Genomic DNA, 25,935 nt, shown 5'->3' with positions numbered 1-25,935 from the left:
CTAATCCCGGTACCAATGATGAGGCAGAATCTGCAAGCTCGCACGCAGTGTGTCCGCATGCCATTCTGCCGGGGCGCGCGGTAGCGGATGTCGCGGGAATGACGCGCTTGTCTTCGCGATGGCCTCGGAATTTTAGGCAAGAATCATCGCGAAATAGGTCTGTCTTCTCGGCTTGCCGGACGCCACAATCATCCATTTTCAAGACAGGTTGCCCACCCCTGACCTGTTCTTTCTCAACGCCAGCTTATTGGCCCGTTTACTGAGGAGATCCCCATGCCAGTCCACGCTTATGGCGCACACGCCGCCGACAAGCCACTCGAACATCTGGAAATCACCCGCCGCGCCACCGGACCGCACGATGTGCAGATCGACATCGCCTATTGCGGCATTTGCCACTCCGACCTGCACCAGGTCCGTTCCGAATGGGCCGGCACCCAATACCCCTGTGTCCCCGGTCACGAGATCGTGGGCCGTGTCGCCGCCGTCGGCAACCACGTCAGCAAATTCAAGGTCGGTGACCTGGTCGGCGTGGGCTGTATCGTCGACAGCTGCCAGACCTGCCCGGATTGCGAAGAAGGCCTGGAAAACTATTGCGACAACATGGTCGGCACCTACAACGGCAAGACCGATGACGCGCCCGGCTGGACCATGGGTGGCTACTCGCAGCAGATCGTGGTGCACGAGCGCTACGTGCTGACGGTCCGCCATCCGGAAGCCGACCTGGCCGCCGTGGCCCCGCTGCTGTGCGCCGGCATCACCACCTATTCGCCGCTGCGCCACTGGGGTGCCGGTCCCGGCAAGAAGGTCGGTGTGGTCGGCATCGGCGGCCTCGGCCACATGGGCATCAAGATTGCGCACGCCATGGGTGCGCACGTGGTGGCCTTCACCACCTCGGATTCCAAGCGTGCCGATGCCAAGGCCCTGGGTGCCGATGAAGTGGTGGTCTCGCGCAATGCCGAAGAGATGGCCGCGCATGCCAAGAGCTTCGACTTCATCCTCAACACCGTGGCGGCACCGCACGACCTCGATGCCTTCCTCTCGCTGCTGAAGCGTGAAGGCACCATGACCCTGGTCGGCGCACCAGCCACGCCGCACCCGTCGCCGAATGTCTTCAGCCTCATCATGAAGCGCCGTTCGCTGGCCGGTTCGTTGATCGGCGGCATCCCTGAAACCCAGGAGATGCTGGACTTCTGCGCCAAGCACAACATCGTGGCCGACATCGAGCTGATCCGCGCCGAAGAAATCAACACTGCCTACGAGCGCATGCTCAAGGGCGACATCAAGTATCGCTTCGTGATCGACAACGCCAGCATGGCCGCCTGAGGGCCAACGGCTGACCTGACATCGTAGTGAACGAAATCGGGCGGGCACCCACAAGGTGTCCGCCCGATTTTTTGATTGCTGAGCGAAGTGTGGGGGGGAGCCTCAGTCCCTGACGACTTCACCACCGAGATACTGCGCATCGGTGACCGGCTCCAGCCACTCCACGTTCTTGCCATCAAGCAGTTCGGTGATGGCCACGTGCGTCATGGCAGTGGTGTCGGTGGCACCGTGCCAGTGACGGCGCTGGCACGGACACCAGACCACGTCGCCGGCTCGGATCTCGGTGCGCGGGCCGCCTTCGCATTGGGTCCAGCCGACGCCTTGCGTCACGATCAGGGTCTGGCCCAGCGGATGGGTGTGCCACACGGTGCGCGCACCGGGTTCGAAGGTGACGATGGCACCGCCCGCGCGCGCCGGTTCTTCACCTTGGAAGAAACTGTCGATGCGCACATTGCCGGTGAAAAAGGAGGCCGGTCCCTTGGCCGATGGGGTGCTGCCGTTGCGAATGATCTTCATGGAGATGTCCTTTCGTTGGAAGATGGCCGGCGATCCTGGCGGGCCGTGAGCGCTGCCAGCAAGGCTGCGGCCAGCAGCACGCCTGCGCTGGCAAAGAAAGTGATGTGATGGCCGCCGTGGTCAAACAGCAGTCCGCCCAGGGTGGACCCCAGGCCGATGGCCAATTGCACCAGCGCCACCATCAGCCCGCCGCCGGCTTCGGCATCGTGCGGCAGGGTGCGCGCCACCCACGACCACCAGCCCACCGGTGCGGCCGTAGCGACCAGACCCCACAGCGCCAGCAGCAAGCTGACCGGCAGGACGTGATGGCCGCAGGCCACCAGCGCCAGGGCGATGACGGCCATCAGCAGCGGGATGAAGACCAGCGTGCCGTAGAACGAACGGCGCAGCAGCCGTCCGATGAGCGTAGTACCGATGAATCCGGCCACGCCGATGGCCAGCAGGATCAGCGACAGGGTTTGCACCTGCACCCGCGTTTCGCTTTCGAGGAAGGGGCGCAGATAGGTGAAGAGGGTGAACTGCCCCATGAAGAGCAGGCTCACGCCCGCCATGCCCAGTGCCACCAGCGGTGTCGCCAGCAGGGCCAGCGGATGCGTGGGCGCGGTGTGGCGCGCGGCCGGACGCATGGCCGGCAGGCTGAGCGCCTGCCACAGCAGCGCCAGCAAGGCCACCGGTGCCAGGCACAGGAAGGCGCCACGCCAGCCGATGAGTGCGCCGAGGTAACTGCCCAGCGGGGCGGCCACGACGGTGGCCAGGGCATTGCCGCCATTGAAGACGGCCAGTGCACGCGCCACGTCCTGCGGCGGCACCAGGCGGATGGCGGCGGCGGCCGACATCGACCAGAAGCCGCCGATGGCGATGCCGATCAGTACGCGCCCGGCCATGTAGACCGGATAGTTGGGGGCCAGCGCAATGACCGGGCCGGAGATCATCATCAGCGCCGTCAGCCACAACAGCAGCGTCTTGCGTGGCAGCTGCCCGGCCAGGCGCGCAATGCTCAGGCTGGTGAGCACGGCGAAGGCGCCAGAGACCGAGATCGCTTGCCCGGCCAGGCCTTCGCTCACGCCCAGATCCTGTGCGATGGGCGTCAACAGGCTTACCGGCATGAATTCGGAAGCGACCAGGGCAAAGGCCGTGAGCGTCATCGCGAAGACGCCGCCCCAGTGCGCCTGTACCGGGGTGTCGGCGGCCTGCAGTGAAGAGGTGGTGCAAGAGGAACTGCTCATGATGATGTCGGGCAAGACTGTGCCCGCCGCAGCACGCCGAAAACCAGCATGCACGGGTCGCAGCGCTTGCCGTGGAGAATGTGAAGGCAATCAGTGTCGCGCGCGTGCGCCGTATTGACTAGGTAATCAATCCTTAATTACCCTATTAGAAAAACTAATCAATGAATCCCGTCCCCCTTCGGTACCGACCCCTTGTTTCATCGGCGCGGCCTCCGGCTGATCCGGCTTTATTGCTCACCACAGGAAGGGTGGCTGCATGATCAAACGCAATCTCAATGACTTGCTGGGTTTCGTCACCGTGGCGCGCGAGGGCAGTTTCACGCGTGCCGCCGCCACGCTGGGCGTGACGCAATCCGCGCTGTCGCAAGCCATCCGCGGCCTCGAAGAGCGCCTGCAGATCCGCCTGCTGACCCGCACCACGCGCAGCATCTCGCTCACGCCCGCTGGCGAGCGCCTGATCCAGTCGATCGGCAACCGCTTCGACGAGATCGAAGCCGAGCTCGATGCCCTCACTGCACTGCGCGAAAAACCTGGTGGCACCGTGCGCATCACCTGCGGCGACGGCATGATCCAGCGCGTGCTGCTGCCCAAGCTGGCCCCGCTGTTGCAGCAATATCCCGACATCAAGCTGGAATTCGACATGAGCTACGCCCTGCGCGACATCGTGGCCGACCGCTTCGATGCCGGCGTGCGCTGGGGAAAGACCATCGACCGCGACATGATCGCGGTGCCCATCGGCCCGCCGCTGCGCATGGTGGTGGCGGCCTCGCCCGAGTACTTCACACGCTATCCGGTGCCGCTGCATCCGAACGACCTGATGGCCCAGGATTGCATCAACCAGCGCATGCCGTCCTCGGGCGGGCTTTACGTATGGGATTTTGAAAAGGACGGCGAAAAGATCAACGTGCGTGTCGACGGTTCGCTCATCTTCAACACCGTGCCGCCGCAGATCGATGCGGCCTTGGCCGGGCTGGGCGTGGTCCTGCTGCCCGAAGACGACCTTCAATCCTATCTGGAGAGCGGCCAGCTGGTACGGGTGCTGGAGGACTGGTGTCCGGTCTTCGAGGGCTATCACCTCTACTATCCCAGCCGCCGCCAGCCTTCGCCGGCGTTCTCGCTGGTGGTCAATGCCCTGCGCTACGAAAACCGGCCACGTCAGCCGGGGTGATGACAGGGTGCCTGATTCATAAGCTGGACTGATGACCGCATTCAGCCCGGCGGGACTAATCACGGACCGATGATGCAGCGACAATCAGGTCAGATTGATTGCCTCCGGACTGCCCATGTCTTCCTCTTTCCTGCCGCGCCTGACCGTGATTGCCGTGCTGATGGCCGGCGCGATGAGCCTCTGCCCGATGACGGCAGCGGCCCAGACCCGTACCTCTGCCAAGAGCCTGCCCATGACCCTGCGCATCACCATCGCCGACACCGTCCTGACCGCGCGTCTCGAACCCGGTCCGGCTGCCCGCGACTTCGCCGCCCTGTTGCCGCTGACGCTGGAGCTGTCCGACTACAACCAGACCGAGAAGATTGCCCAGCTGCCACGCAAGCTGGCCACGCGCGGCGAGCCCGAGGGCTATACGCCGCGCAGCGGGGATATCGCCTTCTATGCGCCCTGGGGCAATATCGCCCTGTTCTACAAGGACTTCGCTTACTCGAAGGGATTGGTCAAGCTGGGCCACATCACCGGAGACATCGCGGTCCTGCGCCAGCCTGGTCCTTATCTGGCCCTGATCGAGCAGGAATGAATCGCATCCGTACTCAGGCCGCGTACTTGCGCAAGGCGGCCAGCGGCACGTGCAGTTCCTCGCTGGCGGCGAAGCCTTCCAGCAGGTAATCCACCGCCACCCGCACACGCGGCGCGATCAGCGCCCGGTGCGGGTATTGCAGGCACATTTCGTAGTTGCCCGGATGATGGCTGCGCAAGAGCAGCACCTTCAATCGCCCGCGTTGCAGATAGCGCCACGCGTGATGCACCCCGACTTCGGCGATACCCATGCCGGCGAGGGCCGCCTGGACCAGCGCTTCGGGCGAGGACAAGGTCAGCAGTGCGTGTTCGGTATTCCAGGTCATGATGCTGCCGTCGCTGCCCTGGAAATTCCAGGGTGACACCTTGCCGCCCAGGAACTTGCGCGTAATCAGGCTGTGCTTGTGCAGATCCTGCGGGCGGCGCGGTGTGCCGCGGGCCTCCAGATAGGCGGGACTGGCGACCAGCGCCAGGTTCAGTTTGCAGATGCTGCGCGAGACCAGCGACGAATCGGCGATGCGTCCGCCCCGGATCGCCAGGTCATAGCCGTCCTGCACCAGCTCGCTGAGGCGGTCATCGAAATCCACTTCCACCGACAAGGCCGGATAGCGCTGGCTCAGGCCGGGCAGCAGCGGCAGCAATTGTTCGCGGCCGAAGGCCGCACTGGTGGAGATGCGCACGCGTCCGGTCGGTGTCGCGCGTGCCGCCACCACGTCATCGGTCGCCTGTTCCAGTGCATCGAGCGCAATGCGTGCCTGACGAAGGAAGGCACTGCCTTCCTCGGTCAGGTTCAGGCTGCGCGTGGTGCGGTTCATGAGACGCACGCCCAGGGCGCTTTCCAATCCGGCCACATTCTGGCTCACCGCAGCTGAGGAGATGCCGAGTATCCGCCCGGCGCCGGCGAAGCTGCCGCTATCGGCTGCCTGCACGAAGGAAATGATGGCGCGTACCCGTTGCGACGTATCCATGGCCGTTGCTCCCCGAAAAATGGATTGATAAGTTCATTTTGATGAATCCTAAAGGATTGCCCCGCTACCGTCATGTAATCCATTTGCGCAGAATGAGCCTGTCACCGCATTCCCCGGTCCCGAACAGTTTGATTTATCCACAGGAGAAAACATGAACATCAGCATCGTCTTTGACAGCGGCTACGGCCATACCGAAAAACTCGCCCAGTCCGTGGCGCGCGGCGTGGAAGAAGTCGCGGGGGCTCATGCCACCCTTGTGCCGCTCGCCGCCGGCAGCGTGGACTGGGCTGCCATCGCCGCCAGCGACGCCATCATCTTCGGCTCGCCGACCTATAACGGCACCATCTCGGCGCGCTTCAAGCAGTTCATGGAAGACTCGACCCGCCAGGCGTGGATCCCGCAGACCTGGCGCAACAAGGTCGCGGCCGGTTTCACCAATTCCGGCGCGCTGCATGGCGACAAGCTCAATTCCCTGGTGACCCTGGCGCTGTTCGCCGCCCAGCACGGCATGCTCTGGACCGGTGTCGATCTCTTCCCCGGCAAGAGCGGTGATGAACTCAATCGCATCGGTGGCTGGCTGGGAGCGATGGCGCAATCGGACGATGCCCCCGCCGAGGTCACGCCCGGTGCCAGTGACCTGGCCACGGCCGCCTATCTGGGCAAGCGCGTGGCCGAGGTGGCGGCGCAATTCGCACGCGGCCGCGCCTGAACCTCAGGCCCGTGCCCTGATCCAGATATCAGTTTTCCCGATATCCATCATCGGTTTTCAGGATTGGCGTAATAACTGGACGGTCCGCATCATGCAGACCTGTCCAACAATCCGCCAAGGAAAATCATGTCTGCCATCACCACCCAGGCCGCCATCATCTGGCCGGCCGGCTATCTGCCCGGTACCACCGACAACTACGTTTCCAATGAAGTGATCATCGCCGGTCTCTCGGCGGCCCAGGTGTGGCCGCTGCTCAACGACACGCGCGCCTGGCCCGGCTATTACGGCAATGCCAGCGAGATCCGCTTCCATGATGGCAGCGGTCCGCTGCTGTCGGCGGGCGCTCGTTTCCGCTTTACGACCTTCGGCTTTGCGGTCGAAGCGGAAGTGACCGAATACCTGCCGCCCCAGCCTGGCCAGGCCGCTCGCATCGCCTGGCACGGCTGGGTCGAAGGCGATGCCGCGCAGCGTCTGGATGTCCACCACGCCTGGCTGTTCGAAGACCTGGAGGGCGGCCGCGTGCGCATCCTCACGCAGGAGACACAGAACGGCCAGCCCGCGCGCGAGCTGGCAGCCACCTTGCCCAATCCCATGCTCAATGCCCACCAGGAATGGATCACCGGCCTGGCGCGGGCAGCGGCTGAGGCCGCCACGCCGCGCTAAGGATCAACGCAGCGGCACCAGCCCGGCCGTGGCAAACAGCAGCTGGCGTAGCCAGCGCTGCGCCGGATCGCGGTGCGTACGCTCGTGCCACGCCGCCGTCTTGGTGAAGCCGGCGATCTCCAGCGGCGGCGGCAACAGCTTCAGGCCCTCCACCCCGGCCACCAGCCGTGACGGCACCACGGCCACCAGGTCGGTGCTGCGCAAGATCTCCGGCAATACCAGGAAACGCTTCACCGACAGGCTCACGCGCCGTTGCAGGCCGCGCTGTGCCAGTGCTTCATCGGTGACGCCGTGGAAGGGATCGCCCGCATACGACACCAGCGCATGATCCAGCGCGCAGAACTGCTTGAGCGAGAGCCGCTGTCCCCGCACCACCGGATGATCCTCACGCATCGCGCAGACGTAATGTTCGTCGAACAGCCGCCGCGCATGCAGGCCCGGCGGCGTATCCTGCGGCGTGGTCAGTGCCAGGTCGATCTCGCCGCGCTCCAGCCGCTCCTGCAGCGGTGCATCTTCCATCGACGCCAGCGCCACGCGGATGAACGGGGCATGCTGCTTGAGCGCCGTCAGGAAGGGCAGGGCGACTGCGCGCAAGGCATAGTCGGTGGCGGCGATGGTGAAATCCAGATGGGCCGTGGCCGGATCGAAGACCGGCGGATGCAGCAATCCATCGATGTCGCGCAGCACGCGTTGCACCGGTTGCGCCAGTTCCAGCGCCCGTGGCGTGGGCACGATGCCGCGCTGGCTGCGGGCAAACAGGGGGTCATCGAAATTCTCGCGCAGCCGCGTGAGGATGCCGCTCATGGCCGGCTGGCTCACGCCCAGCCGCGCTGCGGCACGCGTGACGTTGCGTTCATCGAGCAGGGCGGCCAGTGCCTTGAGCAGGTTCAGGTCGAGGGTACGGAGGTCCGGTTTTTTCATGCGCGCAGGATCAGCAGGAAGAGATCTCGCATGGTAGCAAGCCCCTGCGACAAATTGCCACATTCAACAAGTGGTCATACCAGCTTATGCTTGCCGCTCCTGATTTCCCATGCGGCATCCAGGGGACGGCAGCGCAACTGCCGGAGGAGGCCGCATGCACTGCCTATACCAAGACCACTACAAGACCAATGACGACTCACTCCGCCCGCCGGCCCGGGCCGCTGCATCGCGCACGACCCGTGTTCAAACTCACCGCCCTGTCCGGTCTGCTGGCCCTGGGGGCCGCACCTTGGGCGCTGGCGCAATCGGCCAGCGCCGCTGAGGATTCTTCACTGACGCTCGGTACCGTGGAAGTGAGCGCACGCCGCAGTGGTCCGCTGCAACTCAACAACGTGCTGACCTCGGTGGACCTGATCGGGGCCGACCGCATCCAGCAACAGCAGGTGCAATACAACTGGGAGCTGTTCGCGCAGTCGCCCGGCGTGATGCTGACCCAGTTCCGCCAGGGCAATGAATCGGGCAAGCTGTCCTTCCGTGGCTTCAATGGCGAGGGCGAGGTCAATGCGGTCAAGCTGCTCATCGACGGCATCCCCAGTAATGACAATGCCGGCGGCATGCCCTTCCTGGGCACGCTGTTCCCGCTCGATATCGCCCGCATCGAGGTTGTACGCGGCACCAACGATGCGCGCTACGGCCTGCACAACATCGCCGGCAACGTCAACATCGTCACCCGCCAGGGCGGCAACTACGACGAGGCGCGCCTGACCTACGGCAGCTTCAACACGCGCCAGGTGCAGGTGGTCAAGGGCGTGGAAAACGGCAACTGGTCCCAGAATTATTTCGTCGGCTACGAAAAATCGGATGGCTATCGCGACCATGCGCAGGCCGAGAACATCGCCTTCTCCGGCAAGTGGTTCTACACCAGCGATGATGGCCGCTATCGCACCGGCCTGAGCATCCGTCATGCCAATGCCTATGCCCAGGAACCGGGCTACCTGACGGCCCAGGATGCGCGCAGCAACCCGACTTCGTCCTATGCCTATGCCCAGTCCGATGGCGGCAACCGCCAGATGGACCAGGTCAGCCTGCACTTCGATGGTGACATCGATGACCAGCTCTCGGTCGGTGCCAAGCTCTATCTCAATCGTGTGCGTGACCAGCGCTGGCTGCGCTATTCCTCCACGACCTCGCAGCAGGAGCGCGTCATCGACGAGACCCACTACGGGCTGTTGACCAATGCCACCTATCGCCCGCGCTGGAAGGCGCTCGAAGGCATGAGCGACCTGGCACTGGAAGGCGGCTTCAGCATGGAGCGCCAGGAAGACCAGAGCCCGCGCTACAACACGGTCAACCAGGTACGCGTATCGCAGACGCGCGACCATCATTTCGTCTTCGATACGGTGGGTGCCTATGTACAGGCCGTGATCAAGCCGGTGGAGTCGCTGCGCATCATCCCCGGCTACCGGGTCGACCATGTGGGAGGACGTTTCAACGATCCCTCGCGCGGGGTGAGCTATGGCATCCAGGATTACGGCTACATCCGCCAGCCCAAGCTGAGCGTGGTCTATGCACCGATCCGCGAGGCCAGCCTGTATGCCAACTGGGGCCGCACCTTCCAGGTCGGCGCGGGCGCGGCGGCCTACAAGTCCAACAACAATGACCTGCGTCCTTCCATCAATGACGGCTGGGAAACCGGCGTCAAGTTCACGCCGGTGGACTGGCTCGATGGCCGCGTGGCGGTGTGGGAGCAGCGAGCCTCGGATGAAGTCAAGCGACGCCTGAACGATCCCACGGGCGATTCGGAAAACGTGGGACGCACGCAGCGCAAGGGTGTCGACCTGCAGATCAATCTGCGCGCCAGCAAGCGCACCACGCTGTGGCTGGCGTATTCGCGCCAGCGTTCGGAAATCATCACGCCGGACCCGAGCGCACCCAACACTCTCGGCAAGGAAATCGACCACGTGCCGCGCCAGGTGTATTCCGGTGGCATCGATTACCAGGCCACGGCGGACCTGAAGCTGTCGGCCTCGGTCAACGGCCAGGGCAGCTACTACCTGACCACGGCCAATACCGGCGGCAAGTACGGTGGCTATACGCTCTTCAATGCCAGCGCGACTTATCAGGTCAACGACAAGCTGAGCCTGGAACTGCAGCTCAAGAACCTGGCCAATCGCTACTATGAATATGTCTGGATCAACGACCAGACCCGGCATGCACCGGGGGATGGGCGGGCGGTCTACCTCTCTGCCAATGTGAAGTATTGAGCCGGATGGCGCCTCACGGTGCCCGCTCCTCCACCGGCTTGGCCGTCTTGCGGATCTTGGCTACATCGGCCGCACTCACGGTCGCGCCGCGATTGCCCCAGGCGGTCTGGATGTAGGAGGTCACTTCCGCTACCTGCTGATCGTTGAGCAGTTGCGCATAGGGTGCCATCACCAGCCCCGCTGTGGCGGAATCGGTGGAGGGCTGGCGCCCCCCTTGCAGGATGATGCGGATGGCCGAGGTGGCATCCCCGGTTTGCAGCACCGGATTGCCGGCCAGCGCCGGGAAGGCCTTGCCATAGCCGGTGCCGTTGCTGCGATGGCAGGCCGCGCAGCGATCCAGATAGAGCGCTGCGCCCGGCGTCTGCGGACGTCCTTCGTAAGCCGCCGTGGCCGTAGTTTCGTCATAGCGATACGGCTCAGCGCCGTTGCGTGGTGCCAGGCTCAACAGGTAACGCGACATCGCATTGAGATCGGCCTCGGTCATGTATTGCATGGAATGCTCGATCACGTCATTCATGGCACCGAAGGAAGCGGTGTACTGGTTGCGGCCGGTACGCAGGAATTCCACCAGGTCGGCCTGGCTCCAGCCCGCGATACCGCCCCCATGTTCATTGCGCAGTGACGGAACGCTCCAGCCATCGACCACCTGCCCGCCGGAGAGATACAGGCGGCTGCTGTCATCCCGCAGCGATTTCTCCTGCATCGTGGTCGAGCGCGGCGTGTGGCAGCTGCCGCAGTGGCCCAGTCCTTCCACCAGATAGGCCCCCCGTGCCAGTTGTGCGTCAGTCCCGGCGGGTGCCGCATAGGGCGCTGGTGTCGGCGCGAACAGCTTGCGCCAGAGCGCCAGCGGCCAGCGCATCGACAAGGGCCAGGGGATGTCATTGGCACGATTGGCCTGCGCCGAGGGCGGCACGGCCTTGGTGAAATACGCATACAGCGCCTGCATGTCCTCCTCGGTCAGGCGCGAATACGAGGGATAGGGCATGGCCGGATAGACCGTATAACCCGCCTTGGTCACGCCGGTGCGCATCAGGCGCGCGAAATCTTCATAGCTCCAGTCGCCGATGCCGTGTTCCTTGTCCGGCGTGATGTTGGTGGAGTAGATCGCACCGATCGGCGAGGCCAGCGCCAGTCCGCCTGCGAAGGGCGCACCTCCCTTGCTGGTGTGGCAGGCCACGCAATCCCCGGCGCGTGCAAGATAAGCACCGCGCAAGAGTAGCTGGTCATCGGCACTGGGGCTGTCTTTTTTGGCGACGCGCTGGGCCAGTGCCGCATCGGCTGGCGGCGTGGCCAGCGGGCGCAGGGGTGCCGTTTCCCGATTGAGCAGGCGCGCGCCCACGGGTGGCTTGGGTGGGGCAGGAACGCTCAGCGATTCATCGGCATGCGCCAGGTTGTAGGCGGCACTGGCGGCCAGCGCCGCCGTACGGAGCGCCAGGGCGGAGATCAGGATCAGTCGTTTCATCATCGCTCCCGTCTTCACGCGCTGACCAGCGGTCGCGGGTCCTTCAGGTACTGCTCACGGATGGCGCGCGCCGACCAGTAGGTCAGCGCCACCGCCGCCCCGGTCGGGTTGTAGCCGATGCCCTGGGCAAACACGCCCGAGCCCACCGCAAAGACGTTGTGCACATCCCAGCTCTGCAGGTAGCGGTTCACCACGCTGGTGGACGGATCCGTGCCCATGGCCACGCCACCGGCCCAGTGCGTGGTCTGGTAGCTGCGCAGGTCGGGCGCGGCACCGAAGTCCTTGACCGTGACCTTGATCTCGCGCGCCTTCAGTTCGTGCGCGATCTTGACGGCCTGGTCGGTGACGTAGCGGCTCATGCGGATGTCGTTGTCCTTCCAGTCGAAGGTGAAGCGCAGCAGCGGCTGGCCGAAGGCATCCTTGTAGTTGGGATCGAGATCCACATACACGTCGCGATAGACCATGTTGGCGCCATGCACGTCGAAGGACATGGTGTTCAGATAGCTGGCCTTGACCGCACGCTTCCAGTCGCGGCCCCACTTGGGCGTACCGCTGGGCACGGCGATGCCCGAGATCGGCTTGGCCCCGGCCGGATTGCACCAGATCGGCGAACCACCGACGAAGCCCAGCGGGCCGTGGTCCATGTGATCGCCATTGAAGTCATCCACCGCCACGCCATTGCCACCGGCACCGATGAAGCCGTTGATGTTCTTGCCTGGATCGAAGAAGGCATTGATGGTCGACATCATCTGGAAGGCGATGTTGCGCCCGACCGCACCGGTATTGCTCACCGGGTCATAGGGTTTGCCGATGCCCGAGAGCAGGAACAGCCGCGCATTGTTGTACGCGAAGGTACTGGCGATGACGATGTTGGCCGGCTGGAACACGGTATCGCCATTGGCATCCACGTAGGTCACGCCGGTGGCCTTCTTGCGGGTGCTGTCGAGTTCGATGCGCAGCACGTTGCAGCTGCTGCGCAATTCGAACAGCGCACTCTTGCGCAGGGCCGGCATGATGTTGACGTTGGGGGAGGCCTTGGAATAGTTGTAGCAGGCATAGCCGGAGCAGTAGCCGCAGAAGGTGCAAGGCCCCATCTGGCAGCCGTACTGGTTCACGTAGGGCGCCGAGGCATTGGCCGAGGGCAGGGTGAAGGGATGGAAGCCCGCCTGCTGCGCGGCCTTGCGGAACAGCGCGGCCTGGTATTGCTCCTTCTGTGCGGGCAGCGGGAAGTTGTCCGAACGGTTGGCCTCAAAGGGATTGCCGCTGTCGTCGACCACCTTGCCGCCGACGCGGTAGGCGGTGCCGGAGGTGCCCATCATCTTTTCGGCGAAATCGAAATACGGCTCCAGTTCCTCGTAGGTCACGCCCCAGTCCTGCAGGGTCATGTCCTTGGGAATGAAACCCTTGCCGTAGCGTTCCTCGTAGTGGCTGCGCATGCGCAACTCTTCCGGCAGGATGCGCCAGTGGCAGCCCGACCAGTGCAGGCCGGCACCGCCCACGCCTTCGCCCGGCTTGAACATGGCGATCTGGCGATAGGGGATGGCGCTGTCGCCGGTCTTGCGGCGGAAGGTAAACGAGGATTTGTTCAGATTCTGGAATAACTTGAAGCGCTGCTGGTATTCCAGCTCATTGATGGTCTTGGGATAGGCGCCATCCGGGTAGGTGTCGCGATAGACGCCGCGTTCCAGCGCCACCACGCTTTGTCCGGCCTCGGTCATTTCCTTGGCCATGATGGCACCGGTCCAGCCGAAGCCGACGATGACGACGTCGACTGCTTTCATGTTCTTGTTGGCCATATGCTTGGGCTTTCGGGGTCAAACGATGCGAGGAGGAAGCAGCGATCAGCCGCGCGAGATCGGGGGCAGGGGATAGGTGCGGCCGTACTGGTCAACCCAGTCGTAATAGTCGGCGCGGGCACCGGGGAAGCCGATCATCTTCCACGAACCCATGCCCTTGTTGCCGCCATCGGTGGGGTCGCAGAAATAGCCTTCGTGCACGTTCTGCAGCAACAGGTTGAACAGCGCCGCAGGCGGGATGTTGGCCATCTTGAGGCTGCCCTGGTCGCCCTTCTCGAACTCGCCCATCATCTTTTCGCGTTGCTGGGTGTTCAGTTCCACATAGCCGTGGCCATACTGCTGGCGGATGGCCGCGTCGAATTCGGCCAGTCCCTTCTTGTACAGTTCGCGTGGCGGATAGGGCAGCTGGTAGCCGAATTCGGGCGGAGCGTCCGGGGTGAACGGGCCTTGCATGTACCACAGCTGGCCCTGCCCGTAGGGGGTATTCATCTGCGCATCGATGAAGGCGGGTACGCCCGCTTCGAGCGCACCGGGCCCGGTCTCGTCGGCGGGGATGAGGGTATCGGCCAGGGCGCTCAGGAGCGCGAATTCATCCTGGTTGAAGAAGACGGGTTTGTAGGGGGCGTTGCCGGCTTGCTCCTGGGCGGTGGCGCTCAGGCTGCCGGTGGTGACAGCCAGCGCGGCAGCGGGCGCGGCGGTCAGCGCGCCGCGCAGGAAACGGCGGCGATTGGCGGAGATGCTTATTTTTTTCATGGCGCGTTTCCTTGAGGGAAATCCGGAGCGTGAGCAAGGCCTTGCCTTGCCCATAGCTGAGCCATGATGCGCCGGATGAAGCCGCAGGGGGATCAGTCATCCTGTGCTTTTGATGTGGGAAAAGTCTGACGCGCCCGCATCAGCGGCTTGATACCCGGGAGGTATCAAGCCCTGCGTGGCGCAAGCGTGGCTCAGAAGCCCCAGCTCAGCATGCCCACCAGCTGGTTGCCCTGCTTGACGTCAAAGCGGTTGTAGCCGCCGAGGATGGCTTGCAGCGACCAGGTGATGGAAGAGTCGGGGAAGGGCGCCGACAGGCCCAGCGTCAGGTGGCGCAGGCCGCCGCTGCTTGGGCCGTTGCCGGCGAAGCAGCCATTGACCACGAAGGCCTGGCCTGCCCCGCAGGAGGCACCGGTGGCGGTGTCGCGGGTGCCGAGATACTTGCCCTCGCGGCTGTAGGTGTAGGCGCCCAGCGTGCCGGTGAAGGTGATGTCGTAGGGCAGCGGCTTGGTGTAGACCAGGGTCCAGTAGGTATCGCCCTTGTTGCCCCAGACCACGTCGCTGAGCAGCGTCTGCGCATTGAAGGACAGCGCGCCCCAGGTCAGGCCGGCCTTGGTTTCCAGCGCATTGGCATGGCTGCCGTTGGCGTAGTAGTAGCCGGTCATGCCCAGGGTATAGCCGAGGTCGCCGCTGATGTTGCCGGCGTAGGCAAAGTAGAAATCGTTTTCCACCGAACGCGGTTTCTGGAATTCGGTGATGCTGCGATCACCGTAGGAATTGCCCAGCTGCTTGTACGAATAATTGATGGTCGAGGCCCAGTAGCCGAAGCTCCAGCCACTGCTGTGGACGAAGTCGATGCCCCATTGCAGCGCGGCCTGGTCCGATTCGGGCGCGTCGGCTCCGGGATTGCCCAGTGGCTGGCCGTTGCCGTAGGTGGTGGTGACACCGCGCAGTACATAGCGCGAGGCCAGGTCGATGTGTTTGGTGATGGTCCATGGACCGGCCGGGGCCGCTGCCGGCGCGGCATCATCGGCCAGCGCCGGAGCGCAGGCCAGCAGGGTGGTGAGGACAGCGGCGCAGGTGCCGAGGCCGCAAAGGCGCGACAGGGAAGTGGCGTAGGTAATCAAGGTTCTCTCCGTGGTTTGGTCTGGAAGCAGCGTGGATCAGGGTGAAAGCAAGGGACGAGCAGGCCCCGGCGGGTCCGTTGCCGGACCCGCGCAAGACAGTGGGTGATGCTGTTGTGGTGGTGACGTTGCGCGTGCGTGCGCGCAAAAAACTTAAAGTTTTCCGTCGGCCGCCATCTTCATGTAGGCCGGGTCGAAGCGCAGCTTGACGTTCTTCTTGTCGCCGATCACCACGTTGCCGTCGAAGGCGACGCCGATGCCATCGGCGCTCTTGACGTTGGGACCGAGGATGCCGTGGTCAAAGCTGAACTTGGCGATGCGGCCCATGATGGCCGGCAGCTCCTTCTTGGTGGCGAATTCCAGCGCCGCCTTGGGCTGGTAGAACATGGCGGTGGCTGCCAGCTGCGACTGGAAGCCCGCCAGGTCGGTGCCGGAAGCCTTGCCCATGGCGGTCAGCGCGCGGGTGGCGCGCTCATCCTTGGCGGTCATGATGGCCATCATCTCGTACCAGGCACCGGTGAGGGCCTTGCCGAAGGCGGGGTTCTCCTGCAGGGTTTTTGTGTTGACCACCATCAGGTCCATGATTTCGCCGGGCAGCTGCTTGGAGGTGTAGACCAGCGACACATCGGGCGAGGCCGCAATCGAGGACAGCATCGGGTTCCAGGTCACCGTGCTGGTGACGGCCGGGGTGGCGAATGCGGCAGTGATGTCGGCATCACTGGTGTTGACTACCTTGACGTCACGCTCGCGCAGGCCGGCCGTTTCCAGCGCGCGCGCCAGCAGGTAGTGCGAGACCGAGAATTCCACCAGCTGTACCGACTGGCCCTTGATGTCGGCCAGCTTCTTGTTCTTCCCCTTGAGGACGATGCCATCGTTGCCGTTGGAATAGTCGCCCACGATAAGCGCCGTGGAGTCCACGCCACCGGCGGCGGGAATGGTGAGCGCATCCATGTTGGTCATGGTGCAGCCGTCGAACTTGCCGGCGGTGTACTGGTTGATCGACTCCACGTAGTCGTTCAACTGCACGGCGCTGATGGTGATGCCGTACTTCTTGCCCCACTTGGCCAGGATGCCTTGTGCCTGGGCTTCGCCCCAGGGCATCCAGCCGGCATAGATGGAGGTACAGACCTTGAAGTCGGTGCGGGGGGCGGCGTGGGCCGGTGAAAGCGCGCCGGTGAAGGCGGCCAGGGCGATGGCAGCGCCACCAAGGATTCGGGAAATGTTGTACACGGCGTAGGGTCCTCGAAGGGTTTATTGGAAAAAAGCCCGGGAGCGGCGCGGTCGTTGCGAACGCGTCATCTCCCGGGCTTTTCTCCCGCCGTGTAACCCCTTGCGAGGTCGACTGCTCTCGGACCAGACATCCGCAACAGCGAACCGGAACCCTAGCTGTCCATTGCAAATTGTGCTTACTCAAGACCGGACTCGCCGGCTCCCGCTCGCTTTTCAGCAAGGTTCATGCCAATGCCCGGAGGCGATGTCGATGATGCGGGATGCCGGTTTTCGCTATTAATAGCGAACGGTTCAACGCGCCATTCGCAGCGTCACACGTGAGCGATGCTGGCGCATCGTGCGCGCGCCAAATCGGTGCCGGTTTGCACCATGCTTGCGCTCCAGCGATCCGCGAAGTTTCACGTGATTGGCTGCGAGCCAGTGCAGGTGCGGGTTTGCGCCGGGTGCGCAAGGGCATGCAGGGCTGGTCTGGATCTTGCATGCAAGATTGTCGTTCTCGCCGTGGGCGAGCCAAGACGACTTGGGCCGAAGCAAATGAAGCGCATGCATCACGCGTGGCGGCGGCAACCATCCCTGGACGGCCAGGCCATGTTCGCAGGAGCAGACCATGCCCATGACCCGATCTCACGACACTACCGTTTTTCCCTTCGCCTTTTCCAGCGAGGCCGCACAGGCCCTGCCGCTCTGTGGCCGCATGCGCACTTCATTGCTGCTCATTGAAGTGCTTGCGCATGCGGTGCGCTGGCTGCGCCGTGCGCGCTGATGGTATGGAATTTGCTGAAATCCAATGACATGCAGAGCAGCCCGCACCGATGATCTGACAATGACCTGATCATCCGACGGCTGCACAAGACGTTCAAATAGCTGGCTAGGGTTCCGGTCTGCCGCAGGCAGATGACTGGTCCGAGAGCCGGCGACCTCGGTCGAGGTTACACGGCGGGACAAAAGCCCGGGAGAGAGTTGCACCACAGGTGCCGCGCTGCTCCTGCTTTTGTTCAACCCCGACCGGAGTTTCCCGTGATCGCTGTTCGCCACCCCAGGTTCCATCCCGCAGCCCGCGTGCTGCGTCCGTCCCTGCCTCGGTCCTTGCCACAGGGAGGCGCGCCATGCGTTTCCTGAATCGCCAACCCGGCCGCTCCGGGCAGTGGCTGCTGACGCTCCTGCCCTTCCTCATCCTGGCGCTGCTGTACGCCTTCGGCTCGGCCACGCGCCTGGCCGACAATCCCAATGACAAGCTCCTGCCCAGCCTCGCGCAGATGGTCGATGCGGTCCGTCACATGGCCTTCATGGAAGACCCGCGCACCGGCGACTACCTGTTCTGGAGCGACACCCTGGCCAGCCTGCAGCGCGTGCTGCTGGGCCTGGGCATCGCGGCCGTGGCCGGACTCGTGATGGGCATCGCCAACGGCATCTTCCCGGTGCTGCGCGCAGGATTTTCGCCCCTGCTGACCGTGATCTCGATGGTGCCGCCGCTGGCGATCCTGCCGATTCTCTTCATCGTCATGGGGCTGGATGAATTGTCCAAGGTGATGTTGATCGTCATCGGCGTCACGCCCTTGCTGGCGCGGGATCTCGAACACACCGGCCGCGCCATCCCCGCCGAACTGCTGATCAAGGCGCAGACGCTGGGGGCCAATAGCTGGACCCTGGTGCTGCGCGTGGCCCTGCCGCAGATGCTGGCGCGCCTGCTGGTCTCGCTGCGCCTGTCGCTGGGGGCGGCGTGGCTGTTTCTCATTTCTGCGGAAGCGATTTCGGCCACTGCCGGTCTGGGCTATCGCATCTTCCTCGTGCGCCGCTATCTGGCCATGGACGTGATCCTGCCTTACGTGGTCTGGATCACGCTGCTGGCGTGGCTGATGGACTGGTCTCTGCGTGCCATCCACCGCCGCTTCTTCCCCTGGGCTGAAGGAGGCCGCGCATGAGCTACATCGAGATCCGCAACGTGTGGCAGCAATATGGCCAGAACGTGGTGCTGGAGCGCCTCAACCTGCGCGTGGAAGAAGGCCAGTTCTGCACCCTGGTCGGTGCATCCGGCTGTGGCAAGTCGACCTTCCTGCGCCTGCTGCTGGGGCAGGAGCGTCCGAGCAAGGGCCAGCTGCTGCTGCAGGACCAGCCCTTCCCGGCCGAGCCCGATGCCACGCGCGGCGTGGTGTTCCAGCGCTATTCCGTATTCCCCCACCTGAACGTGCTGGACAACGTGGCCATCGGCCTGGAGCTGCCGCGCTCGCCCTTGCTGGGTCGCCTCTTCGGCGGAGCTAAGCGGCGCGCCCGTGAAGAGGCGGCGCAGCTGCTGCATCGTGTCGGGCTGGGCCACGCGCTGGACCTGTATCCCAGCAGCCTGTCGGGCGGCATGCAGCAACGGCTGGCGATTGCCCAGGCGCTCATCGTGCGTCCGCGCGTGCTGTTGCTGGATGAACCCTTCGGTGCCCTCGATCCGGGCATCCGCAAGGAGATGCATGCGCTGCTGCTGGACCTGTGGAAGGACAGCGGCCTGACCGTCTTCATGGTCACCCATGACCTCTCCGAAGGCTTCACCCTGGGCACCCGGCTGCTGGTGTTCGACAAGGTGCGCGTCGATCCGCAATACCCGCAGGCCTATGGCGCCCACATCACTTACGACATCGCCCTCAACGAGGTCCGTGCCCGCGAACAGGCGGACAAGCTGGCCTCCCTCCTCACTGCAAAGGAAAGCTGACATGAGCAAGGATCCCCTGGCCCTGCAGGCCAGACTCTACGAAGAACTGCTGCCCGGCGGCGGCCATACGTCCTTCATCCTCAAGCGCGGGCAATCGCTGCGCATCACCGACATCGAAGGCGGCGCCAACGTCAGCATGATGATGCTGAACGCCCAGCAGCCCAGCGAACGCCTGAACCTGCCCGACACCCTCAAGGGCCAGCACACGGCGCGCCTGCAGGCCGGTCACTGCCTGTACTCCGACATGGGCCGCGTGCTGGCGGCCATCACCGAAGACACCTGCGGCTGGCATGACAGCTTCGGCGGCGTGCTCAATGCCGAAGAGGTGCGCGAGAAATACGGCCAGGGCCGCTACCAGGAATTGCGCAACGGATTCCATCGCAACGGTGCCGACAACCTGCTGGTGGAAATGGGCAAGTGGAACCTCGACCTGCAGGACCTGCTGATGGTGGTGAACCTGTTCTCGCGCGTGAACGTGGATGCCGAGGGCGTTTTCCACTTCGTGCCCGGCAATTCCAGGGCGGGGGATTTCATCGAGCTGGCCGCGCCGATGGACACGCTCATCATCCTGACCGCCCTGCAGCATCCGATGGACCCGCATCCGCACTACTTACCGCGCCCGGTCCGGCTGGCGTGGCTGCAAACGCACAGCGACGACAGCACCCATGCCTGCCGCCATTCTCGCCCCGAGAACGAGCGCGCCTTCCACAACACCGAACGCTTCCATCTCTGAACCAGGGAGACTCACATGCAGATCATCGAAAGCCAGCGCGCCCCCGAACAAGCCGTGTTCCGTCACGTGATCCCGGCCGGCGAACCCTATCTCTTCAACCTCGGCGCCGGGCAGACCGTGCGCCTGCTGGACCTGGAAGGCAACCAGGCCATCGATACGCTGTTCTACAGCGCCGCCAATCCGCGTGAACGCTACGATCCCCAGCGTACCCTGCGCCGCCAGAACCGCGCCTATCTGGGCGCGGGCAGCGTGCTGTATTCCAACCTGGGCCGCGCACTGGCCACCATCGTGGCCGATACCTGCGGCCGCCATGACACGCTGGGCGGGGCCTGCGCGCAGGAGAGCAATACCGTGCGCTATGCGCTGGACAAACGCTACATGCACAGCTGCCGCGACAATTTCCTCTGTGCCTGTCTGCACGATGGCCGCCTCAACAAGCGCGACATCGGCGCCAACATCAACTTCTTCATGAACGTGCCGGTCACCCCCGAGGGCGGTCTCACTTTCGAGGATGGCATCTCGGCCGCCGGCAAGTACGTGGAGCTGCGCGCCGAGCAGGATCTCATCGTGCTGATCTCCAACTGCCCGCAGCTCAACAATCCCTGCAACGGCTGGAACCCGACGGCGGCCGAAGTGCTGGTGTGGGACTGATCCGCGCCGCTTGATCTTACGCTGCCCTGCACCCCTCGCGGACGACCGCGAGCCGGTTTTTCGAATCACGGGACGACCCGGATTTCCAGGCCCATTCCATGTTTGACCATCTGCTCATCGCCAATCGCGGCGCCATTGCCTGCCGCATCCTGCGCACCTTGCGCACGCTGGACGTGACCGGCGTGTGCGTCTATTCCGAAGCCGACCTCGGCAGCCTGCACGTCTTGCAGGCCGACCGCGCCATCTCGCTGGGAGAAGGACCGGCCGCCCAGACCTATCTTGCCGTGGACAAGATCCTGGCCGCCGCCCGCGACAGCGGCGCGCAGGCCATCCACCCGGGCTATGGCTTCCTCTCCGAAAATGCCGCCTTCGCCGAAGCCTGCGAAGCGGCCGGCATTGCCTTCGTCGGCCCCACGCCCGCGCAGTTGCGCATCTTCGGACTCAAGCACACCGCGCGCGCACTGGCACGTGAGCAGGGCGTGCCGATGCTGGAAGGCACCGACCTGCTGGAGAGCATCGACGATGCGCTGGCCGCTGCATCCCGTGTCGGCTATCCGGTGATGCTGAAGAGCACGGCCGGTGGTGGCGGCATCGGCATGCGCGTCTGCCGCAGCGATGCCGAACTGGGCGATGCCTTCGATTCGGTGCGGCGCCTGGGCCAGAACAATTTCAGCGATGCCGGCGTCTTCATTGAGAAATACATCGAACGCGCCCGCCATCTGGAAGTGCAGGTCTTCGGGGATGGCCAAGGCGAGGTGATCGCATTGGGCGTGCGTGATTGCTCGGTGCAACGGCGCAATCAAAAGGTGCTGGAAGAAACTCCCGCCCCCAACCTGCCCGAGGGCATGGCCGACGCCCTGTGTGCGGCAGCCATCAAGCTGGCCAAGGCGGTCAACTACCGCAGCGCCGGCACGGTGGAGTTCGTCTATGACAGCCTGGCCGGGCAGTTCTACTTCCTCGAAGTCAATACGCGCCTGCAGGTGGAACATGGCGTGACCGAACAGGTCTGGGGCGTGGACCTGGTGCGCTGGATGATCGAGCTGGCCGCTGGCGACCTGCCGCCGCTGGCGCAATTGGCGGCCGGTCTGCAGCCGCGTGGCCATGCGATCCAGGCGCGCCTGTATGCGGAAGACCCGGGCCGCCAGTTCCAGCCTTGTCCGGGCCTGCTGACCGCTGTCGATTTTCCTGACGCCGATGGAAAGGCGTTGCGCATCGATACCTGGGTCGAGGCCGGATGTGAGATTCCACCGTATTTCGATCCCATGATCGCCAAGCTCATCAGCTGGCAGCCCACCCGCGAAGCAGCCCGTGTGGCGCTCAATACTGCGCTGCGCGAGACGGCACTGTACGGCGTGGAGACCAACCAGCACTACCTGCGTCAGATCCTTGACGATGTCCCGTTCGCCAGCGGCCAGCCATGGACGCGCTGCCTGGAACAACTGGTCTATCGCGCCGATACCGTGGAGGTGCTGTCACCCGGCACCCAGACCACGGTGCAGGATCATCCCGGCCGCATCGGATACTGGGCGGTCGGTGTGCCGCCCTCGGGCCCGATGGACGAGCGCGCCTTGCGGCTGGGCAATCGTCTGCTGGGCAACGCCGAGGATGCGGCCGGATTGGAAGTGACGATGATGGGTCCGGTATTGCGCTTCAATACCGCTGCCAGCGTGGTGGTGACCGGTGCCGTGATCCCGGTGCTGCTCGATGGCGTGGCCCAGCCAATGGCCACCGTGCTGCACATTGCGGCCGGCAGTACCTTGAAGCTCGGCACCATCAGCGGGGCCGGTGCGCGCAGCTATCTGGCCGTGCGCGGTGGCGTGCAGGTCCCGGCCTATCTTGGCAGCCGCAGCACCTTCACGCTGGGCCAGTTCGGCGGCCACGCGGGCCGCGCGCTGGCCAGTGGCGACATCCTGCATCTGCTGCCGCTGGCTGCCGATGAGATCCCCGAGGCCGGCAAGCAGTTGCCAGACTATCTGTATCCTGCGCTGGAAACGGTGCGGCAGGTGCGGGTGATCTATGGTCCGCACGGTGCGCCGGAGTATTTCACACCGGCCTACATGGAGACCTTCTTCGCCACCGACTGGGAAGTCCATTTCAATTCCAGCCGCACCGGCGTGCGCCTGATCGGCCCCAAACCGGAATGGGTGCGCGACAGCGGCGGCGAAGCGGGGCTGCATCCCTCCAACATCCATGACAATCCGTATGCCGTGGGTGCCGTCGATTTCACCGGCGACATGCCGGTGATCCTCGGGCCGGATGGCCCCAGCCTGGGCGGCTTCGTCTGTCCGGTCACGGTGATCGAGGCCGATCTCTGGCAGATCGGCCAGCTCAAGGCGGGCGACAAGGTCCGCTTCATTCCGGTGGACGTGAGCACGGCACGCCGCATCGCTCTGGCAGCGCATGCCGGCATCACCAGCCTGCAGGCGCAAGCGGTGGACTGGTCGCCGGCACCGCTGGCTTCGCCCATCGTGCTGGATCTGGGCCAGGATGAACAACGCCTGGTGGCGCGCCTGTCGGGCGATGCCAACCTGCTGCTGGAAGTGGGCAGCCCGCAACTGGACCTGGTGCTGCGTTTCCGCGTGCACGCCCTGATCGCGGCGCTGGAAGAACAGGCCCTGCCCGGCGTGATCGACCTGACCCCCGGCATCCGTTCGCTGCAGGTGCATTACCAGCCGGAAGCGCTGCCCTTGCCAAGGCTGCTGGAAACCATCGCCGGATTGTGGGACGCCGTCTGCGCTCGCCAAAACCTGACGGTTTCGTCGCGTATCGTACATCTGCCTTTGTCCTGGGACGATCCGGCCTGCCAGCTCGCCATCGAAAAATACATGACCACGGTGCGCAAGGATGCGCCCTGGTGCCCCAGCAATCTGGAATTCATCCGCCGCATCAACGACCTCAAGGACATCGGTGCAGTGCGCGAGACGGTCTTCGATGCCAGCTACCTGGTCATGGGATTGGGCGACGTCTACCTGGGCGCACCGGTGGCGACTCCGCTGGACCCGCGCCATCGCCTGGTCACCACCAAGTACAACCCGGCGCGCACCTGGACTGCCGAGAATTCGGTGGGCATCGGCGGCGCCTACCTGTGCATCTATGGCATGGAAGGGCCGGGCGGCTACCAGTTCGTGGGCCGCACGCTGCAGATGTGGAACCGCTATCGCGAGGTCCCAGCCTTCCGGGGCAAGCCGTGGTTGCTGCGCTTCTTTGACCAGATTCGTTTCTATCCGGTCACGGCCGACGAATTGCAGACCATCCGCCGCGATTTCCCGCTGGGCCGCTTCGAGGTCGGCATCGAAGAGACCCAGCTGAACCTGGCGGACTATCAGGATTTCCTGCAGCGCGAAGCCGAGGGGATTGCCGCCTTCCGCCAGCACCAGCAGGCCGCCTTCGATGCCGAACGCCAGCGCTGGATCGCCAGCGGCCAGGCCAACTACGAGAGCGAGGAGAGCAGCGCCATCGTGCAAGATCACCAGCCGCTGCAGGCGGGCCAGCTGGCGGTGGATGCGCCGATTGCCGGCAACCTGTGGCAGGTCAAGGTCAGCCCCGGCCAGCGTGTGGCGCAGGGCGAGCTGCTGATGATCCTGGAGTCGATGAAGATGGAAATCAACATCACCGCGCCTGAAGCGGGCATGGTCGCCGAAGTGCGGGTGCAACCCGGCAGTCCGGTGCGCGCGGGACAGTGCGTGCTGGTCATGGAAAACACTGAAGAGGAGGCCGCATGATCCATTCCTTTGACCTGCGCATCGATGCGCTCACGGCGGCCTATCGTGATGGCAGCCTGTCGCCGCGCGCCGTGATCGGCCGCCTGCGTGAGAGTGCCATGGCGCTCAACCCGCAATACCGGCTCTACATCCACCTGTTGAGCGAGGCGGAAACCGAGCCCTACCTGCAGGCACTGGAAGGGCAATCCCCGCACAGCCTGCCGCTGTATGGCGTGCCGTTCTCGATCAAGGACAACATCGACCTGGCCGGCATCCCCACTACGGCCGCCTGTCCGGCCTTCAGCTACGTGCCGCGCGAGAGCGCCACGCTGGTGGCGCAGCTCATCGCACTGGGCGCGATCCCCATGGGCAAATGCAATCTGGATCAGTTCGCCACCGGCCTCAACGGCACGCGTTCGCCCTATGGCGCTTGCCGCAACAGCGTGCATCCGGATTATCCTTCCGGCGGTTCATCCTCCGGCTCGTCGCTGGCGGTGGCATTGGGCTTGAGCAGTTTTGCACTGGGCACCGATACCGCCGGCAGTGGCCGCGTTCCCGCCGCCCTGAACAATCTGGTCGGGTTGAAGGCGACCAAGGGTTTGCTCTCTACTGCCGGCGTGGTCCCCGCCTGCCGCACGCTGGATTGCGTGACCTTCTTCACCGCCACGGCGGCCGAGGCCAGCCACCTGCTGGCTCTCTGCACGCAAGCTGGCGAGCCCGATGAGCGCGATGAATACAGTCGCGCCAACGTGCCGCACAACGATGCGGCGGCCTTCCAGCCACCGCGCAAAGGCTTGCGCGTGGGGGTGCCGCGCCAACTGGAATTCCTCGGCTGCAGCGAGAGCCCGTCCCTGTTCGTGGAAGCGCTGGGACAACTGGAAGCCATCGGCGGCGTGTCCGTGTCCATCGATTTCAGTCCCTTCCTGGAGGCAGCGCGCCTGCTTTACGAAGGGCCGTGGGTAGCAGAACGCTACAGCACCATCGAGGCACTGCTGCATGAAAAGCCTGAAGAAATCCTGCCGGTGATTCGCGACGTGCTGCGCAAGGCGCCGCAGTTCAGCGCCGTCGATACCTTCCGCGCGCAATATCGCCTGCAGCAACTGAAGGCCGAATGCGACCGCATCCTGGCCACCGTCGATTGCGTGGTGACGCCGGCCTATCCGCGCCCGGTGACACTGGAGGAATTGCGCGAGCAGCCGGTGCAACGCAATTCGGACCTGGGCTGGTACACCAACTTCATGAACATGCTGGATTACGCCGCAGTGGCCACGCCCATGAACTTCATGAAGAACGGCCTGCCCTGGGGCATCACGGTATTCGGTCCGGCTTTCAGCGACCAGAGGCTGCTGGGTGTGGCCGATGCCCTGCAGCGCGCCCATGGACGGCCGTTGGCCGGGCAGCGTCACATCGAAAGCCGGCTGCTGGCTGCTTGAAAGAGCGAGGGCAGGGAGGCCGG

At 64.4% G+C, this 25,935-nt stretch carries 21 protein-coding genes, 1 pseudogene and 2 riboswitches; of the genes and pseudogenes, 13 read left to right on the top strand and 9 right to left on the bottom strand.

Features of this window, described 5'->3' with window-relative positions; genetic code table 11:
* Positions 1-273: 273 nt before the first annotated feature.
* Positions 274-1,323: an NAD(P)-dependent alcohol dehydrogenase gene (locus tag E2K99_RS23620; RefSeq protein WP_039783185.1), complete on the top strand. Its 1,050-nt coding sequence runs from the start codon at positions 274-276 to the stop codon at positions 1,321-1,323.
* A gap of 102 nt (positions 1,324-1,425) precedes the next feature.
* On the opposite strand, the gene E2K99_RS23615 is transcribed toward E2K99_RS23620, so the two are convergent.
* Together E2K99_RS23615 and E2K99_RS23610 are read right to left on the bottom strand one after the other, a co-directional pair.
* Positions 1,426-1,839, bottom strand: a complete 414-nt coding sequence (locus E2K99_RS23615) for a (R)-mandelonitrile lyase (RefSeq protein WP_134223779.1) — start codon at positions 1,837-1,839, stop codon at positions 1,426-1,428.
* A complete protein-coding gene (locus E2K99_RS23610) occupies positions 1,836-3,065 on the bottom strand; it encodes an MFS transporter (protein WP_121041364.1) in 1,230 nt (409 codons plus the stop codon). Before E2K99_RS23610 ends, E2K99_RS23615 begins: the two co-directional genes overlap by 4 nt.
* Before the next feature lie 256 nt (positions 3,066-3,321).
* Here E2K99_RS23610 and E2K99_RS23605 point away from each other — a divergent pair, with 256 nt between their 5' ends.
* Both E2K99_RS23605 and E2K99_RS23600 read left to right on the top strand, forming a co-directional pair.
* Entirely contained in the window at positions 3,322-4,233 is a 912-nt protein-coding gene (locus E2K99_RS23605; RefSeq protein ID WP_134223778.1) for a LysR family transcriptional regulator, read from the top strand.
* A 115-nt stretch (positions 4,234-4,348) separates the two neighbouring features.
* Positions 4,349-4,813: a cyclophilin-like fold protein gene (locus E2K99_RS23600; RefSeq protein ID WP_134223777.1), complete on the top strand. Its 465-nt coding sequence runs from the start codon at positions 4,349-4,351 to the stop codon at positions 4,811-4,813.
* A 13-nt stretch (positions 4,814-4,826) separates the two neighbouring features.
* Here the strand turns inward: E2K99_RS23600 and E2K99_RS23595 are convergent, their stop codons facing one another.
* Positions 4,827-5,780 (bottom strand): LysR family transcriptional regulator, encoded by a 954-nt coding sequence (locus tag E2K99_RS23595; protein WP_134223776.1) that lies wholly within the window; start codon positions 5,778-5,780, stop codon positions 4,827-4,829.
* A 151-nt stretch (positions 5,781-5,931) separates the two neighbouring features.
* Between E2K99_RS23595 and E2K99_RS23590 the strand changes: the two genes are divergently transcribed.
* Together E2K99_RS23590 and E2K99_RS23585 are read left to right on the top strand one after the other, a co-directional pair.
* Positions 5,932-6,489, top strand: a complete 558-nt coding sequence (locus E2K99_RS23590; RefSeq protein WP_134223775.1) for a flavodoxin family protein — start codon at positions 5,932-5,934, stop codon at positions 6,487-6,489.
* 126 nt (positions 6,490-6,615) lie between these two features.
* A complete protein-coding gene (locus tag E2K99_RS23585; protein ID WP_134223774.1) occupies positions 6,616-7,152 on the top strand; it encodes an SRPBCC domain-containing protein in 537 nt (178 codons plus the stop codon).
* Positions 7,153-7,155: 3 nt separating this feature from the next.
* Here the strand turns inward: E2K99_RS23585 and E2K99_RS23580 are convergent, their stop codons facing one another.
* Positions 7,156-8,073 (bottom strand): LysR family transcriptional regulator, encoded by a 918-nt coding sequence (locus E2K99_RS23580; protein ID WP_134223773.1) that lies wholly within the window; start codon positions 8,071-8,073, stop codon positions 7,156-7,158.
* Positions 8,074-8,261: 188 nt separating this feature from the next.
* Here E2K99_RS23580 and E2K99_RS23575 point away from each other — a divergent pair, with 188 nt between their 5' ends.
* A complete protein-coding gene (locus tag E2K99_RS23575; RefSeq protein ID WP_420840850.1) occupies positions 8,262-10,337 on the top strand; it encodes a TonB-dependent receptor in 2,076 nt (691 codons plus the stop codon).
* A gap of 13 nt (positions 10,338-10,350) precedes the next feature.
* Here E2K99_RS23575 and E2K99_RS23570 read toward each other — a convergent pair whose 3' ends face one another.
* The 5 genes from E2K99_RS23570 to E2K99_RS23550 form a co-directional block, all read right to left on the bottom strand.
* The gene (locus E2K99_RS23570; RefSeq protein WP_134223772.1) at positions 10,351-11,802 is read right to left on the bottom strand and encodes a cytochrome c; all 1,452 of its coding nucleotides are present in this window, start codon (positions 11,800-11,802) and stop codon (positions 10,351-10,353) included.
* A gap of 11 nt (positions 11,803-11,813) precedes the next feature.
* A complete protein-coding gene (locus E2K99_RS23565; protein WP_039783206.1) occupies positions 11,814-13,595 on the bottom strand; it encodes a GMC family oxidoreductase in 1,782 nt (593 codons plus the stop codon).
* Between the two features lie 45 nt (positions 13,596-13,640).
* Positions 13,641-14,348 (bottom strand): gluconate 2-dehydrogenase subunit 3 family protein, encoded by a 708-nt coding sequence (locus E2K99_RS23560; protein WP_134223771.1) that lies wholly within the window; start codon positions 14,346-14,348, stop codon positions 13,641-13,643.
* A 191-nt stretch (positions 14,349-14,539) separates the two neighbouring features.
* A complete protein-coding gene (locus E2K99_RS23555) occupies positions 14,540-15,472 on the bottom strand; it encodes a TorF family putative porin (protein WP_205703721.1) in 933 nt (310 codons plus the stop codon).
* A 150-nt stretch (positions 15,473-15,622) separates the two neighbouring features.
* Positions 15,623-16,699 (bottom strand): putative urea ABC transporter substrate-binding protein, encoded by a 1,077-nt coding sequence (locus tag E2K99_RS23550; protein WP_134223770.1) that lies wholly within the window; start codon positions 16,697-16,699, stop codon positions 15,623-15,625.
* A 67-nt stretch (positions 16,700-16,766) separates the two neighbouring features.
* A riboswitch (guanidine-I (ykkC/yxkD leader) is annotated at positions 16,767-16,866 on the bottom strand.
* A 440-nt stretch (positions 16,867-17,306) separates the two neighbouring features.
* Between E2K99_RS23550 and E2K99_RS25630 the strand changes: the two genes are divergently transcribed.
* From E2K99_RS25630 to atzF, 7 genes and pseudogenes are all read left to right on the top strand, one after another.
* Positions 17,307-17,462, top strand: coding sequence for a hypothetical protein (locus E2K99_RS25630; RefSeq protein ID WP_166675107.1), 156 nt, complete (start codon positions 17,307-17,309; stop codon positions 17,460-17,462).
* Positions 17,463-17,556: 94 nt separating this feature from the next.
* Positions 17,557-17,657, top strand: a riboswitch (guanidine-I (ykkC/yxkD leader).
* Between the two features lie 148 nt (positions 17,658-17,805).
* Complete coding sequence (locus E2K99_RS23545; RefSeq protein WP_134223769.1) at positions 17,806-18,621, top strand: ABC transporter permease; 816 nt, start codon at positions 17,806-17,808, stop codon at positions 18,619-18,621.
* Positions 18,618-19,394 carry an ABC transporter ATP-binding protein gene (locus E2K99_RS23540; protein ID WP_134223768.1) on the top strand — a complete coding sequence of 259 codons (777 nt, stop codon included), beginning with the start codon at positions 18,618-18,620 and terminating at the stop codon, positions 19,392-19,394. The genes E2K99_RS23545 and E2K99_RS23540 overlap by 4 nt, the downstream gene beginning before the upstream one ends.
* Position 19,395: 1 nt before the next feature.
* Complete coding sequence (locus E2K99_RS23535) at positions 19,396-20,127, top strand: urea amidolyase associated protein UAAP1 (RefSeq protein ID WP_134223767.1); 732 nt, start codon at positions 19,396-19,398, stop codon at positions 20,125-20,127.
* A gap of 15 nt (positions 20,128-20,142) precedes the next feature.
* Positions 20,143-20,778, top strand: a complete 636-nt coding sequence (locus tag E2K99_RS23530; protein WP_134223766.1) for an urea amidolyase associated protein UAAP2 — start codon at positions 20,143-20,145, stop codon at positions 20,776-20,778.
* A gap of 98 nt (positions 20,779-20,876) precedes the next feature.
* Positions 20,877-24,500: an urea carboxylase gene (gene uca, locus E2K99_RS23525; RefSeq protein WP_134223765.1), complete on the top strand. Its 3,624-nt coding sequence runs from the start codon at positions 20,877-20,879 to the stop codon at positions 24,498-24,500.
* Positions 24,500-25,891: pseudogene (gene atzF / locus E2K99_RS23520) on the top strand (allophanate hydrolase); the annotation flags it as partial. The gene uca and the pseudogene atzF, both read left to right, overlap by 1 nt.
* Positions 25,892-25,935: the final 44 nt, after the last annotated feature.

The sequence above is a fragment of the Herbaspirillum huttiense genome (assembly GCF_004367745.1).
Lineage (GTDB): Bacteria > Pseudomonadota > Gammaproteobacteria > Burkholderiales > Burkholderiaceae_D > Herbaspirillum > Herbaspirillum huttiense.
Note: the sequence above shows the minus strand (reverse complement) of the source record. Positions and strands in the feature narration are given on the sequence as shown.

Coding starts and splice junctions, on each gene's coding strand:
- E2K99_RS23540 (WP_134223768.1), top strand. CDS start 18,618: ATGAGCTACATCGAGATCCGCAACGTGTGGCAGCAATATGGCCAGAAC.
- E2K99_RS23585 (WP_134223774.1), top strand. CDS start 6,616: ATGTCTGCCATCACCACCCAGGCCGCCATCATCTGGCCGGCCGGCTAT.
- E2K99_RS23620 (WP_039783185.1), top strand. CDS start 274: ATGCCAGTCCACGCTTATGGCGCACACGCCGCCGACAAGCCACTCGAA.
- E2K99_RS23530 (WP_134223766.1), top strand. CDS start 20,143: ATGCAGATCATCGAAAGCCAGCGCGCCCCCGAACAAGCCGTGTTCCGT.
- E2K99_RS23590 (WP_134223775.1), top strand. CDS start 5,932: ATGAACATCAGCATCGTCTTTGACAGCGGCTACGGCCATACCGAAAAA.
- E2K99_RS23575 (WP_420840850.1), top strand. CDS start 8,262: ATGACGACTCACTCCGCCCGCCGGCCCGGGCCGCTGCATCGCGCACGA.
- E2K99_RS23610 (WP_121041364.1), bottom strand. CDS start 3,065: ATGAGCAGTTCCTCTTGCACCACCTCTTCACTGCAGGCCGCCGACACC.
- E2K99_RS23560 (WP_134223771.1), bottom strand. CDS start 14,348: ATGAAAAAAATAAGCATCTCCGCCAATCGCCGCCGTTTCCTGCGCGGC.
- E2K99_RS23600 (WP_134223777.1), top strand. CDS start 4,349: ATGTCTTCCTCTTTCCTGCCGCGCCTGACCGTGATTGCCGTGCTGATG.
- E2K99_RS25630 (WP_166675107.1), top strand. CDS start 17,307: ATGCCCATGACCCGATCTCACGACACTACCGTTTTTCCCTTCGCCTTT.
- E2K99_RS23615 (WP_134223779.1), bottom strand. CDS start 1,839: ATGAAGATCATTCGCAACGGCAGCACCCCATCGGCCAAGGGACCGGCC.
- E2K99_RS23580 (WP_134223773.1), bottom strand. CDS start 8,073: ATGAAAAAACCGGACCTCCGTACCCTCGACCTGAACCTGCTCAAGGCA.
- E2K99_RS23595 (WP_134223776.1), bottom strand. CDS start 5,780: ATGGATACGTCGCAACGGGTACGCGCCATCATTTCCTTCGTGCAGGCA.
- E2K99_RS23535 (WP_134223767.1), top strand. CDS start 19,396: ATGAGCAAGGATCCCCTGGCCCTGCAGGCCAGACTCTACGAAGAACTG.
- E2K99_RS23570 (WP_134223772.1), bottom strand. CDS start 11,802: ATGATGAAACGACTGATCCTGATCTCCGCCCTGGCGCTCCGTACGGCG.
- E2K99_RS23565 (WP_039783206.1), bottom strand. CDS start 13,595: ATGGCCAACAAGAACATGAAAGCAGTCGACGTCGTCATCGTCGGCTTC.
- E2K99_RS23605 (WP_134223778.1), top strand. CDS start 3,322: ATGATCAAACGCAATCTCAATGACTTGCTGGGTTTCGTCACCGTGGCG.
- uca (WP_134223765.1), top strand. CDS start 20,877: ATGTTTGACCATCTGCTCATCGCCAATCGCGGCGCCATTGCCTGCCGC.
- E2K99_RS23545 (WP_134223769.1), top strand. CDS start 17,806: ATGCGTTTCCTGAATCGCCAACCCGGCCGCTCCGGGCAGTGGCTGCTG.